The sequence below is a fragment of the Streptomyces sp. NPDC020742 genome (assembly GCF_040641675.1).
Classification (GTDB): domain Bacteria; phylum Actinomycetota; class Actinomycetes; order Streptomycetales; family Streptomycetaceae; genus Streptomyces.
The window spans coordinates 82,690-96,470 of record NZ_JBFAEA010000022.1; the positions used below are offsets into that span (position 1 = coordinate 82,690).

At 73.0% G+C, this 13,781-nt stretch carries 11 protein-coding genes; 6 read left to right on the forward strand and 5 right to left on the reverse strand.

Annotation, left to right across the window (positions count from 1 at the left end; all coding sequences use genetic code 11):
- Nucleotides 1-139 precede the first annotated feature (139 nt).
- Complete coding sequence (locus tag AB0G84_RS28700) at nucleotides 140-505, forward strand: ATP-binding protein (RefSeq protein ID WP_361326845.1); 366 nt, start codon at nucleotides 140-142, stop codon at nucleotides 503-505.
- A 40-nt stretch (nucleotides 506-545) separates the two neighbouring features.
- Here AB0G84_RS28700 and AB0G84_RS28705 read toward each other — a convergent pair whose 3' ends face one another.
- Nucleotides 546-1,637: a DUF2637 domain-containing protein gene (locus AB0G84_RS28705; protein WP_361326848.1), complete on the reverse strand. Its 1,092-nt coding sequence runs from the start codon at nucleotides 1,635-1,637 to the stop codon at nucleotides 546-548.
- A gap of 193 nt (nucleotides 1,638-1,830) precedes the next feature.
- The gene (locus AB0G84_RS28710) at nucleotides 1,831-2,670 is read right to left on the reverse strand and encodes a (2Fe-2S)-binding protein (RefSeq protein WP_361326851.1); all 840 of its coding nucleotides are present in this window, start codon (nucleotides 2,668-2,670) and stop codon (nucleotides 1,831-1,833) included.
- Between the two features lie 171 nt (nucleotides 2,671-2,841).
- On the opposite strand from AB0G84_RS28710, the gene AB0G84_RS28715 reads away from it, so the two are divergent.
- Nucleotides 2,842-3,540 carry a GntR family transcriptional regulator gene (locus AB0G84_RS28715; protein WP_361326854.1) on the forward strand — a complete coding sequence of 233 codons (699 nt, stop codon included), beginning with the start codon at nucleotides 2,842-2,844 and terminating at the stop codon, nucleotides 3,538-3,540.
- 109 nt (nucleotides 3,541-3,649) lie between these two features.
- Here AB0G84_RS28715 and AB0G84_RS28720 read toward each other — a convergent pair whose 3' ends face one another.
- From AB0G84_RS28720 to AB0G84_RS28730, 3 genes are all read right to left on the reverse strand, one after another.
- A complete protein-coding gene (locus tag AB0G84_RS28720) occupies nucleotides 3,650-4,525 on the reverse strand; it encodes a hypothetical protein (protein ID WP_361326857.1) in 876 nt (291 codons plus the stop codon).
- Between the two features lie 506 nt (nucleotides 4,526-5,031).
- On the reverse strand, nucleotides 5,032-5,940 hold the full coding sequence (locus AB0G84_RS28725) for a hypothetical protein (RefSeq protein ID WP_361326860.1): 909 nt from the start codon (nucleotides 5,938-5,940) through the stop codon (nucleotides 5,032-5,034).
- A 261-nt stretch (nucleotides 5,941-6,201) separates the two neighbouring features.
- Nucleotides 6,202-7,863 (reverse strand): PucR family transcriptional regulator ligand-binding domain-containing protein, encoded by a 1,662-nt coding sequence (locus AB0G84_RS28730; protein ID WP_361326863.1) that lies wholly within the window; start codon nucleotides 7,861-7,863, stop codon nucleotides 6,202-6,204.
- 260 nt (nucleotides 7,864-8,123) lie between these two features.
- Between AB0G84_RS28730 and AB0G84_RS28735 the strand changes: the two genes are divergently transcribed.
- The 4 genes from AB0G84_RS28735 (at nucleotide 8,124) to AB0G84_RS28750 (ending at nucleotide 13,762) form a co-directional block, all read left to right on the forward strand.
- Nucleotides 8,124-9,023 (forward strand): xanthine dehydrogenase family protein subunit M, encoded by a 900-nt coding sequence (locus AB0G84_RS28735; protein WP_361326866.1) that lies wholly within the window; start codon nucleotides 8,124-8,126, stop codon nucleotides 9,021-9,023.
- Nucleotides 9,014-9,628 carry a (2Fe-2S)-binding protein gene (locus AB0G84_RS28740; RefSeq protein ID WP_361326869.1) on the forward strand — a complete coding sequence of 205 codons (615 nt, stop codon included), beginning with the start codon at nucleotides 9,014-9,016 and terminating at the stop codon, nucleotides 9,626-9,628. The genes AB0G84_RS28735 and AB0G84_RS28740 overlap by 10 nt, the downstream gene beginning before the upstream one ends.
- A gap of 2 nt (nucleotides 9,629-9,630) precedes the next feature.
- Nucleotides 9,631-12,039: a molybdopterin cofactor-binding domain-containing protein gene (locus AB0G84_RS28745; protein WP_361326872.1), complete on the forward strand. Its 2,409-nt coding sequence runs from the start codon at nucleotides 9,631-9,633 to the stop codon at nucleotides 12,037-12,039.
- A 235-nt stretch (nucleotides 12,040-12,274) separates the two neighbouring features.
- Nucleotides 12,275-13,762, forward strand: a complete 1,488-nt coding sequence (locus tag AB0G84_RS28750; protein WP_361326875.1) for an NCS2 family permease — start codon at nucleotides 12,275-12,277, stop codon at nucleotides 13,760-13,762.
- Nucleotides 13,763-13,781: the final 19 nt, after the last annotated feature.

The window sequence follows — 13,781 nt, forward strand, 5'->3', positions numbered from 1 at the left end:
GAGGGACCACCGGGAGAGGCGGGAAGCGCGGGAGGAGCGCCCACTGCGAGAACCGCGCGAGAGACGGCGCGGCGCGACCGAGCGGGGCCGGAACGGGGGGACGACGGCCGCACGCGCGGCGGGAGTGCTGGAGCGGCGGGTGCGCCCTGCGGACCTGCGGGCGGTCGGTGAGGTACGCCGGGAGCTGCGGCAGTTATTGAGCCGCTGGACGGCGCCGGGCGGCGGTGAACTCACCGAGGTTGCCACGCTGCTGACCAGCGAACTGGTCACCAACGCCCTGGTGCACGCGGAGGGCGGCGCGGTGGTGACGGCCCGGGTCGGGGACCGGCTGCGGGTGGAGGTGCGGGACGGTACGCCCGGACGCCCCGAGATACCCACGCCCACGACGGAGGACACCTCCGGCCGGGGGCTGATGCTGGTGCGGGCCCTCGCCGATGCCTGGGGCATCCGCACCGAGGGGCTCGGCAAGTGTGTGTGGTTCGAGCTGGGCGGCGGACCGGCCTGACCGGAGTCGGGGGGTGCGGGCCGGCGCGGTCCGCCACCGGTCAGCCGAACTGCCGCTCGATCGCGGCGAGTTTCTCCTCCAGGGAGTCCAGCCGGGGCAGCGTCTGGGTGTCGTCCTCGGCGGTGAGGTCCACGGTCTGCCGGGGGCCGGCCGCGGTGCCGCCGGCCTCGGCGTCAGTGCCCGCCACGGCCTTGAGGGCCGGGCGGGAGCGCACGGGCAGGTCTCCGGTGGGCAGGGGCAGGGCCTCGCCGGCTATGGCGGGGTCCGGGCCGGCCACGTCCCCGGGCGCCGGCCCGGCCGGCGTCACGGCCAGCTGGCGGCCGCCGGCTCGCCCGATGCCCCAGGAGCGGTGCTGCCGGTTGAAGGCCTTCAGACGGGCCCGGTCCAGCTTGTCCTGCTCGCGCCGCCGCAGCCGGGTCTGTTCGCGCTCACGCCGGTCCTCGCGGACCTCCTCGACCGCCTCGTCCAGCGTCCGGACGCCCTCCAGCAGCATCAGCGACCAGGCCGCGAAGGTCTCACGGGGCGCCCGCAGCCAGCGCACGATCCGGATCTGCGGCAGCGGACGGGGCACCAGGCCCTGCTCGCGCAGCGCCGCCCGGCGGGTCTGCTTCAGCGCCCGGTCGAAGAGGACCGCGGCGGACAGCGACATCCCGGCGAAGAACTGCGGTGCACCCGCGTGGTCCAGGCCGCGCGGTGCATGCACCCAGTTGAACCAGGCCGCGGCGCCGGCGAAGGTCCACACCAGCATCCGGGAGCCGAGCGCGGCGTCGCCGTGGCTGGCCTCCCGTACGGCCAGCACGGAGCAGAACATCGCCGCGCCGTCGAGGCCGAAGGGAACCAGGTACTCCCAGCCGCCGGTGAGGCCGAGGTTCTGTACGCCGAAGCCGACCAGCCCGTGGAAGGACAGCGCGGCGGCGACCGCGGCGCAGCAGAACAGCAGCAGATAGGAGGCGGAGGCGAAGACGGCCTCCTTGCGGCGCCGGCGCTCCTCGCTGCGCTCCCAGGAGTCCTCGGTGCCGGCCCGGGCGGCGGCCCGCCGCCCGCGCACGACCAGCGCCACGGCGGCCAGTACGGCGCCGAGCGCCAGGACGCCCGGAATGAGCCAGCCCAGCGGTATGTCCGTCGTTCTCATCAGGGATTCCTTGCCTCGGATACGCGATTGCGCGCGACATCCTGGCGGAATCCGTCCCTTCCCCAGGGGGTTTCGGGGCAAGAGCACGCCAAGGGGGCCCAGGGGCCGGAAGATGGCGCCCGGATTTTCGAACTCCTTAGCGTGTGACGCGAGTTGAGTTCGAAATCGGCGACGCGTACGGGTGGTGTGCGGGTCAGGTGGTTGCGGTGAGGCGTTTGATGCGCTGCGCATCGCAGGTGCGTGGGCAGGTGACGCAGGTGGCCTCGGGGCGCAGCGTGTAGTACATGCAGCAGCTGGCGCGGTCCCGGGTCGGCAGCGCCTCGCCGTTCGGGCCGGTCAGCGTGCGGAACGCGGCGCCGCCGACGTACGGCGCGGTGGCCCCGGGCAGCAGCAGCTCCAGTTCGGCCACCGCGCGCGGCTCCTCGCCCAGCAGGTGCCCCAGGTACCAGAGCCCCTCTACGACCTCGTCGGACGCCATGCCCCACAGCGCCCGTGGCCCCCGCCGCATCCGGCCGCGGAACCCCTCCAGTACGGGCCCGAGGTGCTCGGCGACCGCCGCCCGCACCTCCGCGCGCAGCGCCTCCTCGTCCGCCACCACCTGAGCCCCCGGCAGGCCCGCCGCGGGGTCGTCCGGCAGGCACCCGAACGTGTCGATGCGCACCGCCATCCTGCCCAGCTCCCGCTGGAAGGCGACGTGTTGCACCGGCAGGCGCGGCACCCGCCGGTGCAGGAACCAGGGGACGGTGAACAGCAGGCAGGCCGGCCAGGCGTACCGGTGCAGCGCGAAGCTCGCGGTGACGTCGGGCCGGGCCGTCCGGCCGTGGTCCCGGAGGATCTGGGCCTCGTCCCAGGCGAGGAAGGAGTCCAGCGCCGGGCCACCGCACGCGAGCCGGTCGGCGCGGACCCAGCCGTCGCCGAGGGGGGCCGCCGCGTCCCAGGCGGTCACCCGCAGTCCGGGAAACACCTCACAGAGCCGTACATAGGCGTCGGTGACGGGGTGGGGGGCGAGCGGGGCGGCGGGGGCAGCGGACATGCGGAGACCACCGAATCGCGATCGTCTATAGGTAAGGCTTACCTTATCGGAAACCTCTACCCGTGCCCGCTGGGAGCCAGTCCTCAGCCCGCAGGTTGTCCGGGACCCGCTGCTGGATTTGCGCTGGGGCCGACGCGGCCTATGGTGCTGGGAACGTCAGAAGGGACCGTCATGGAGCAGGGCACCGCGGAGCCACAGCCGCGCGCACGGGACCGGGTGCCCGCGCAGGCCGGCCCCGCCGTGCCGCAGCGGCACTCCGTCCGTGGCCAGGTGCTGGCCGCGCTGCGGCACGCGCTGGTCGGCGGCGAGCTGGTCCCCGGCGAGGTCTACTCCGCGCCGGTGCTCGCCGAGCGCTACGGCGTCTCGGCGACCCCGGTCCGCGAGGCCATGCAGCAGCTGGCGTGCGAGGGTGCCGTCGAGGTGGTGCCCAACCGCGGCTTCCGGGTTGCCGAGCGCAGCTCCCGCGACCTCGCCGAGCTGGCCGAGGTCCGCGCCATGCTGGAGGTGCCCGCGATCGTCCGGCTGGCCCGGGCGCTGCCGCCCGAGCGCTGGGAGGAGCTGCGCCCGCTCGCCGCCGAGGGCGTCGCGGCCGCCGCCCGCGGGGACCGGGCCGGCTACGCCGAGGCCGACCACGGCTTCCACCGGGCGATGATCGCGTTCACCGGAAACCGCCGGCTCACCGAGGTCACCGGGGATCTGCTGCGCCGGGCCCACTGGTCGGTGGCCGGCGGCACCCGGCTGCGCACGGCCGAGCTGCTGGCCGACGCCTCCGAGCACACGGCGCTGCTCGACGCCCTGATCGCTCAGGAGTACGCGGTCGTCGAGCGGATCGCCCGCGACCACATCTCGGTGGCCCGTCACCCGCACTGACCCGCCCCGGGCCCGCACCCGTCCGGCGGCCCCGGTACGGCGCGGTCCGCAGGGGTGCGGACCGGCCGCCGCACGGCGCCGTGGGGACGGCGTGGCTGCGCGGGGCCGCTCAGTCCGGCAGCAGCTCGGCCATGGGGCACGCCGCGACATCGGCGGCGGGCCGCGAAAGGTAGAGGTCCGCGTGGTAGAAGCCGTCGGACTCCTTGCCGGTGATGGACAGCCCACGGCCGGCCAGCGCCTCCAGGGCCGACCGCCGCTCGTCGCCGTCCGCGAACCGCCGCTGGCGGAACGTACGGGTGGTGAGCTTCTCCGTCACCAGGCCGGCCCGGGCCAGCAGCGCGGAGACCGGACGGTAGGACACCTCGCGCAGCACGAACGCGGCGACCCAGGGCGGCGAGGACACACAGTCCAGGAGCCTGCCGAAGGTACGCGCGGTGATGTAGCCGACGCCGCCGGTGACGGTGATCAGGTCGGTGCCGGCCAGTGCGCCGCGCAGCGCCGGGCTCGGCTCGCCGAGCTCCAGGTTCTCCGCGAAGCCGTGGTCGAGTAGGCCGACCGACCGGGCGTAGTCGACCGCGTGCCCGGCCGCGTCGACGCCGGTCACCCGGAAGGCTTCGGCGTGCCGCCGGGTGGCGAAGAACGTACGGTCGTCTTCGGCGAGTTGATGGGGCGTCGGAGTCTCGGGGCGGGCCGCGGTGTAGCGGCCGTAGAGATCGGCGAGGGACAGCCGGTGGTTGAGTAGCGCCGCGTTCACCCCGTATGAACAGCACAGGTCGACGACGTTCAGTGGCGGGCGGTCACCGCGCCGCCGTTGCAGGGTCTCGGCCACGGCGCGGAACACCGCCTGGCCGTGGTGCGGAATCTGGTACTCCAGCGGTTGCAGGGTGGTGAAGTACCGACGGGGATCAGGGCAGTTGTAGATCGCCTCGAAATCCGCCTTGCCCCAGTCGGTTCCGGCGGTTGTATTGGTCACTGCTGCTGCCATGGATCGCCTCCTGACAGGCTTTGCGAGGGAGAGGGGCCCAGCTGGTTGTGGACCAGCATCCTGTCCCCACCGCCGCGTCACAGTGCGACTTGCGGCCATTCTCGGGGCCTGTGGGGTGTTCTGGGGCGCCGCTGCCCCGGGGCCTCCGCCCATGGTCCCACCTCCCGGTTCGCTCGGCGCGTCGAAGCAGGGGCGGCGTCGCAACCATCGTGCCCCGGCCGATCCGCCACGGGGACCGTCGATATCCGGCCAATCGTCGTACCGCATGGCATGGCCGAGGATGCGGGGTTGACGGCACGGGGAAACGGGTCACGGCGACGGTCCGTGGCGGCGCCGCTCCGGGGATGTGCCGGTCTGTGGTGGTGCCGGTCCGCCGAGGTCCCGCGGCGGACCGGCCGTTGCCCCGGCGTGCCCGTAGCGGAGCAACGGTTGCCGGCCCGCACCGCTCGGCCGCTCGGCACCGTCCGATGCGGAGCCGGTGCGCCGGTCCGGGCCGGGCGTGGGCCTTACGTCGCCGCTGTGGCCGTGGAGAGGTGGTCGGCGAGCCAGGTCGGAACCCCGCCCATGAGGCGGAAGAGCCGGGCGGCCTCGGCGCGCAGCCGGTCCGCATCGCCCTCCGGCGCCGCGTCCGCCAACGCCGCGAGGGCCGGTGCCGTCCCCACGAGGAAGCCCAGGTCCTCGCGGATCCGCAGCGATTCGGCGAATCCGTGCCGAGCCTCCGCCAACTCGCCGTCGCGCAGGGCGAGTCCGGCCAGGTGGCGCCAGGTGAAGGAGAGCAGCAGGGAGTCGCCCTGCGCGGTGGCCCCGGCGTGCGCGCGGCGGTAGGCGGCGCGGGCGGCGTCCGGGCTGTCGGCGACGTGCTCGGCCATCAGCCCGCGGCGGAAGTCCAGCAGCGGGCGGCCGGCCGCCGTCGGCGCCAGCAGTGCGGCGGCCCGGCCGAGCGCCGAGCGCGCCTCGTCGGCCCGGTCCCGTACGCCCAACACCGTTGCGGCGTAGGCGAGATGGCCGCGCTCGCAGGCGGCGGCGCCGCGTTCGTCGTCGTCGCCGGCCAGCGCCTCGGCCGCGCGCAGGGCGTCCTCCGCCCCGGCCCAGCCGGCGGCGGTGAACATACAGCGCTCCACCAGGAGGGCCGCACGGCGCAGTGCGGCGGGGGCGTGCCCCACCGCGTGTGGTTCCAGGAGTGCCGCCGCGTCGTCCCAGCAGCCGCGGGACCGCAGCCGCCACACGGCACGGTCGAGGGGGTCGTCCCCCTCGGCCGCGGCGGCGGCCCGTACGTCCGGTGGTTTCGGTGCGGATGCCGGACCCGGTACCGGTACCGGGCGTACGGACCTGATCCGGTCCGTGAGGTCGACGGGATCCACAGAACTGACGGAATCCGCGGCATCCGCGGATCCTGGCATGGCGGTATCCGCCACATTGCCCTCCCCAAGCGCGCCATCGAGCTGGAAGTTGGACGTCGTGGGCGAATCTCAGCACGGATTCCGGCACCGGGCCAAGGGGGCGGGTGAATCAATTCACAAACGCGCCGGTGCGCCGTCCGGGGCGTTGGCGCGCCCCTGAACGGCCATGCTCCGGTGCGGCACCCGGGAGGCCGTCGCACCGGAGCGGAGGTGATGCCGCCCGATCGAGTTACCCCGGACGGCGTAGTCCGCCACGGAATGTGCGGCGGCCCGCGGTCAGCTCATCCGCAGTGCGAGGAAGAAGTCGAGCTTGTCCTCCAGGCGGGACAGGTCACGCCCGGTGAGCTGCTCGATCCGGCCCACCCGGTAGCGGAGCGTGTTGACGTGCAGATGGAGCCGGGAGGCGCAGCGCGTCCAGGAGCCGTCGCAGTCCAAGAACGCCTCCAGGGTGGGGATCAGCTCGGCGCGGTGCCGCCGGTCGTAGTCGCGCAGCGGGTCCAGCAGCCGGGCGGTGAACGCGCGGCGGACGTCGTCCGGGACGAAGGGCAGCAGCAGGACGTGCGAGGCCAACTCCTCGTGCCCGGCGGCGCAGACCCGCCCGGGGCGGGCCGCGGCGACCCGGCGGGCGTGCCGGGCCTCCTCCAGCGCGCCCCGCAGCCCCTCGGCGGAGTGCACCGAGGCGCTCACCCCGACCGTCAGCCGACCATCGTCCGCCAGGCCCCGGGCGAGCGGCTCCTGAACGGCGGAGAGCAGCTCACTGGCGTGCAGTCCGGCGGCCGAGGAGTCGCCGGACTCGTCCGGGACGGGCAGCGGCACTAGCGCCACCGCCTCGTCGCCGGTGTGCGCCACCGCGATCCGGTCGGAGGGCTCGGGGCCGGAGCTGCCCGGATCCACCAGCATCTCCTCCAGCAGGGCCTGCGCCACCGGCCCGCCGGGCACCTCGCCGTCCGCCCACTCGACCCGGGCCACCACGATCTGCCAGTGCGGGGCGGTGCCCAGGCCGGGCAGCAGCACCGGCGCCGCCACCCGCAGCCGGGCCGCGATCTCGGCCGGCGGCGCACCGGTCTGGACGAGTTCCAGCACCTCCTGGGCGAGCCGGCGCCGGACCGTGCGGGCGGCGTCCCGCCGGTCGCGTTCCACGGCGATCAGCTGGGTGACGCCGTGCAGCAGGTCCAGGCGCTCCTCGGGCCAGTCGCCGGCGTCCGCCTCGACGGCCAGCAGCCAGTCGCTCAGCACCGTCTGCCGCAGGTCACGGCCGTCGTTGCGGATCGGGAAGAGCGAGTAGGTGGCGCCCCCGAGGGTGACCCGGTGCGGGCCGCGGCGGCCGGTGCGGGCCGCGGCCAGGTGCTCGCCGGCCAGCCGGGCGGCCAGCTCGCCGGACAGCTCCGGACCGGCGTCCGCCAGGGTGGAACCGGCGATCTGCCGGCCGGTGGGGGAGAGCACCCAGGCCCGCAGGTCCAGGTCCGAGCCGAGCAGGTCCAGCACCACCTCCGGGCCGCCGCCGGCCGGGCCCGACGTCATCAGCCGGCGGTGGCGGTCCACCACGGCGGCCAGGTCCCCGGCCCGCTCGCTGGAGACCTGGCGTACGACGTGCTCGGTGATCGAGGCGAAGGAGACCGCCTCCTCCACCGCGAACAGCGGCAGCCGGTGCTGCTGGCAGGCCTGCACCAGGTCGTCCGGGATCGCGCCCAGCTCGGCCTCGCCCGCCGCGAGCCCGGCGACATGGGCCCCGGCCAGGATGCGTACGAACCGCTCGGAGTCGTCCGGCTCGCGGCGCCAGGCCAGCCCGGTCAGCACCAGCTCGCCCCCGGAGAGGTAGCGGCTGGGGTCGCGCAGGTCGGTGGTCATCACGCCGCGTACAGTGCGGTCCAGTTCGTCCTCGCCGCCGAGCAGCCGTAGGCCCAGGGATCGGGTGTCCAGGAGTGCGCGGAGCCGCATGACCTCGCCCGCCGTTCTTTGCTGTCTGGTGTTACCGGTGGAATGCCGCGAGGTTTTGGAGCCTCGTCTTTCGTTCGAATCTACAAGACGGGTGCCGTGGCCAGCCAACCGCTTCATGTTTTCGGTGACTGCACCGGGCGGGCCCCGAAGCGTTGACTGAACCTGACCGCATGAACGGGGCATGAACGGCTCCCTGGCGATGCGGCCCCCGCGTCCTCACCATGAGTAACGAATGACCCCCTTCGCAGAAGAGGCCAACCATGGACTTCCTTCGCCCCGCCAGCTGGGAGGAGGCGCTCGCAGCCAAGGCCGAGCACCCCACCGCTGTGCCCATCGCGGGCGGCACGGATGTGATGGTCGAGATCAACTTCGACCATCGCCGCCCCGAGTACCTGCTCGACCTGAACCGCATCGGTGACCTGAGCGAGTGGGAGGTCGGAGAGAAGACCGTACGGCTGGGTGCCTCCGTCCCCTACACCATGATCATGGAGAACCTGCGCGCCGAACTCCCGGGCCTGGCCCTGGCCTCGCACACCGTGGCCTCGCCGCAGATCCGCAACCGCGGCGGCGTCGGCGGCAACCTCGGCACCGCCTCCCCGGCCGGGGACGCGCACCCCGCGCTGCTCGCCTCCGGCGGTGCGGTGGAGGCCGAGTCGGTCCGCGGCAGCCGGATGATCCCGATCGACGACTTCTACGTCGGCGTCAAGCGCAATGCGCTGGAGCCCGACGAGCTGATCCGCTCGGTGCACCTGCCCAAGGCCGACGGTCCGCAGCAGTTCTCCAAGGTCGGCACCCGCAACGCCATGGTCATCGCGGTCTGCGCGTTCGGCATCGCCCTGCATCCGGAGAACCGTACGGTCCGCACCGGCATCGGCTCCGCCGCGCCCACCCCGGTACGCGCCAAGGAGGCCGAGGACTTCCTCGCCGCCGCGCTGGACGAGGGCGGCTTCTGGGAGTCGGGCGCGCCCCTCCCGCCGTCCGTCGCCAAGCAGTTCGCCCAGCTCGCCTCCGGGGCCTGCAACCCGATCGACGATGTGCGCGGCAGCGCCGCCTACCGCCGGCACGCGGTCGGCATCATGGCGCGCCGCACCCTCGGCTGGACCTGGGAGTCCTACCGCGGCAACCCCCACGGCACCAAGGGAGGCGCACAGTGCGCGTGACATTCACCGTCAACGGCCGCCAGCAGGAGGCCGACGACGTCTGGGAAGGCGAGAGCCTGCTGTACGTCCTCCGCGAGCGGATGGGCCTGCCGGGCTCGAAGAACGCCTGTGAGCAGGGCGAGTGCGGCTCCTGTACGGTCCGGCTGGACGGGGTGCCGGTGTGCTCCTGTCTGGTCGCCGCCGGCCAGGTCGAGGGCCGCGAGGTGGTGACCGTCGAGGGCCTGGCCGACTTCGCCAAGCAGCGGGCCGAGCACGGCGGTTGCGCCTCCGGGGCCTGTGGCACCGGCCTCGACGCGGCCCAGCGGTGGCAGGCCAAGCCGACCGCGGCCGACGGCAGCGCCGGCGAGCAGGCCGAACTCTCCCCGATCCAGCAGGCGTTCATCGACGCCGGCGCCGTCCAGTGCGGCTTCTGCACCCCGGGGCTGCTGGTCGCCGCCGATGAGCTGCTGGAGCGCAACGACTCCCCGTCGGACGCCGACATCCGCGAGGCGCTGTCGGGCAACCTGTGCCGCTGCACGGGCTACGAGAAGATCCTCGACGCGGTCCGGCTGGCGGCCGCCCGCGGCGGGTCGGACCACTCGGCGCACGCCGGACAGGGGGCGTGACCATGGCCGGAAAGGAAACCCGCGTCGTCACCGCTCCGGGCCGCACCCCCACCAACCTCACCCAGGGCGGCAGGACCAAGGCCGGCATCGGCGAGTCCACGCTGCGCCCCGACGGCACCCTGAAGGTGACCGGCGAGTTCGCCTACTCCTCGGACATGTGGCACGAGGACATGCTGTGGGGCTTCACGCTGCGCTCCACCGAGGCGCACGCCGAGATCGTCTCCCTCGACACCGCCGAGGCGCTGGCGACCCCCGGTGTGTACGCCGTCCTCACCTACGACGACCTGCCCACCGAGGTGAAGAACTACGGCCTGGAGATCCAGGACACCCCGGTGCTGGCCCACGGCAAGGTGCGGCACCACGGCGAGCCGGTCGCGCTGGTCGCCGCCGACCACCCGGAGACCGCGCGCCGCGCCGCCGCCAAGATCAGGATCGAGTACGCCCCGCTGCCGGTCGTCACCGACGAGGCCTCGGCCGTCGCCGAGGGCGCGCCGCTGGTGCACGAGCACCGCGACGACCACCACGCCGGCCACGTCCCGCACCCCAACATCGTCCACCGCCAGCCGATCGTCCGCGGCGACGTCGCCGCCGCCCGCAAGCGCGCCGATGTCATCGTCGAGGGCGACTACACCTTCGGCATGCAGGACCAGGCCTTCCTCGGCCCTGAGTCCGGGCTGGCGGTGCCCGCCGAGGACGGCGGGGTCGACCTCTACGTCGCCACCCAGTGGCTGCACTCCGACCTCCGGCAGATCGCCCCGGTCCTCGGGTTGCCCGCGGAGAAGGTCCGGATGACGCTCTCCGGCGTCGGCGGGGCCTTCGGCGGCCGCGAGGACCTGTCGATGCAGATCCACGCCTGCCTGCTGGCGCTGCGCACCGGCAAGCCGGTCAAGATCGTCTACAACCGGTTCGAGTCCTTCTTCGGCCATGTCCACCGGCACCCGGCGAAGCTCCACTACGAGCACGGCGCCACCAAGGACGGCAAGCTCACCCACATGACGTGCCGCATCGTGCTGGACGGCGGCGCCTACGCCTCCGCCTCCCCGGCCGTCGTCGGCAACGCCTCGTCCCTCTCGGTGGGCCCGTACGTCGTCGACAACGTGGACATCGAGGCCATCGCGCTGTACTCCAACAACCCGCCCTGCGGCGCGATGCGCGGCTTCGGCGCGGTCCAGGCGTGCTTCGCCTACGAGGCGCAGATGGACAAGGTCGCCGACCGGCTGGGCATGGACCGGGTCGCGTTCCGGCAGCTCAACGCGATGGAGCAGGGCAGCCTGCTGCCGACCGGCCAGGTGGTCGACTCGCCCGCCCCGGTCGCCGAACTGCTGCGCCGCGTCAAGGCGATGCCCATGCCGCCCGAGCGCCAGTGGGAGTCCAGCGAGGGCGCCGACGTACGGCAACTGCCCGGCGGGTTGTCCAACACCACTCACGGCGAGGGTGTGGTGCGCGGGGTCGGCTACGCGGTCGGCATCAAGAACGTCGGCTTCTCCGAGGGCTTCGACGACTACTCCACCGCCAAGGTGCGGATGGAGGTCATCGGCGGGGAGCCGGTGGCCACCGTGCACACCGCGATGGCCGAGGTGGGCCAGGGCGGCGTCACCGTCCACGCCCAGATCGCCCGCACCGAACTGGGCGTCAACCAGGTCACCATCCACCCGGCCGACACCCAGGTCGGCTCCGCCGGTTCGACCTCGGCCTCCCGTCAGACGTACGTCACCGGCGGGGCGGTGAAGAACTCCTGCGAGGCCGTCCGGGAGAAGGTCCTGGACATCGGCCGCCGCAAGTTCGGCAGCTACCACCCGGCGTGGGCCACCGCCGAACTCCTGCTGGAGGGCGGCAAGGTCGTCACCGACGGCGGTGAGGTGCTGGCCGACCTGGTGGACGTGCTGGAGGAGGAGGCGGTCGAGCTGGAGCTTCAGTGGCGGCACCGCCCGACCGAGCCCTTCGACCTGACCACCGGGCAGGGCAACGGCCACGTCCAGTACTCCTTCGCCGCACACCGCGCGGTGGTGGAGGTGGACACCGAGCTGGGCCTGGTCAAGGTCATCGAACTGGCCGTCGCCCAGGACGTCGGCAAGGCCCTCAACCCGCTCTCCGTCGTCGGTCAGATCCAGGGCGGCACCACCCAGGGCCTGGGCGTGGCGGTGATGGAGGAGATCATCGTCGATCCGAAGACCGCGAAGGTGAAGAACCCGTCCTTCACCGACTACCTCATCCCCACCATCCTCGACACCCCGACCATCCCGGTCGATGTGCTCGAACTCGCCGATGAGCACGCCCCGTACGGGCTGCGCGGCATCGGCGAGGCCCCGACCCTGTCGTCCACCCCGGCCGTCCTCGCGGCGATCCGGAACGCGACCGGGCTGGAGCTCAACAAGACGCCGGTCCGCCCCGAGCACCTCACCGGCACATAGTGAGCCGTCCGGGGCGTTGCCCCGGACCGAAACCCTCCGGGCGGTATGTGTCAGGGGTCCCTGTCCGTCCTCCTCCGCGTACCGCCCGGAGCACCGTCCCCCCACAGTCGACTGCTGCCCCACACAGTCAGTCCCCCGTTCGTCTCGGGCCGTCCCCCGGGTCGTGCAGCCGAAGCACCATCCCAAATCTCGCCACTGAGGCGAGTGCCCCTATGAACCTTGGGAGTCAGGCACCATGACCCAGCAGTCCACCGAGCCGAGGACCACGGCGGAAGACGCGGGCGCCGGCTCGCGTCAGCCCGCCGGCCGGTCCTGGCTCGACCGGTACTTCCACATATCCGACAGAGGGTCGACGGTCGGTCGCGAACTCCGCGGCGGAGTCACCACCTTCATGGCGATGGCGTACATCGTCCTGCTCAACCCGGTCATCCTCACCACCACCAAGGACATCACCGGTGCCACGCTCAACGCCGCTCAGGTGACCACCGCGACCGCCCTGGCCGCCGCGGTCACCACCCTCGTGATGGGCTTCCTGGGCAATGTGCCGCTGGCCCTGGCGGCCGGCCTGAGCGTCTCCGCGGTGCTGTCCTTCCAGGTCGCCCCGCAGATGACCTGGGACAACGCCTGGGCGATGTGCGTCATCTACGGCGCGGTGATCGTCCTGCTGGTGGTCACCGGCCTGCGGGAACTGATCATGAACGCGATCCCGCTGCCGCTCAAGCACGCCATCACCATGGGCATCGGCCTGTTCGTCTGCCTGATCGGCCTGGTCCAGGCGGGGTTCGTCACCTCCATGCCCGGCCCCGGCGGCCTGGCCGGCGCCAAGCCCATCCAGCTCGGCACCGCGGACATGCTCACCGGCTGGCCGGTGCTGTGCTTCGCCTTCACCGTCCTGCTGATCTTCCTGCTGCAGGTCCGCAAGGTGCCCGGCGCGATCCTCATCGGCATCGTCGGCGGGACGCTCTTCGCCGCGGTCGTGCACCAGCTCGCCGGGCTGTCCGTCAAGGACTGGGGCGGTCGCAACGCCCCGGTGATCTCCGGTTCCGTGGTCTCCACCCCCGACTTCGGACTGCTGGGCCATGTCTCCTTCAGCGGGCTGGGCGGCGTCGGCGGGATCACCGTCGGCGTCATCGTCTTCACCCTCGTTCTGGCCGGCTTCTTCGACGCCATGGGCACCATCATCGGCATCGGCCAGCAGGCGAACCTCGCCGACAAGGACGGCAAGATGCCCGGGCTGAACAAGGCCCTGGCCATCGACGGCGCCGGCGGCGTCATCGGCGGTCTGACCGGCGCCTCCGGCCAGACCGTGTTCGTGGAGTCCACCGCGGGCGTGGGCGACGGTGCGCGCACCGGCCTGGCCAGCGTGGTCACCGGCCTCGGCTTCGCGCTCTGTCTGTTCTTCACCCCGCTGGCGCAGGTCATCCCCACCCAGGTCGCGGCGGCCGCCCTGGTGGTGATCGGCTCGATGATGCTGACCAACGCCAAGCACATCGACTGGGACGACCCGGCGACCGCCATCCCGGTCTTCCTGACGACCGTTCTGATGCCGTTCACCTACTCCATCACCGCGGGCATCGCGGCCGGTGTGATCGTGCACGTCGCGATCAAGGCCGTACAGGGCAAGTGGCGCGAGCCCGGCTGGCTGATGTGGGTGCTCTCCGCGGTGTTCCTGGCCTACTTCTCGCTCCACCCGATCGAGAGCTGGCTGGGAATGCCGCACTGACCCGTTCCCCGATCCGCAA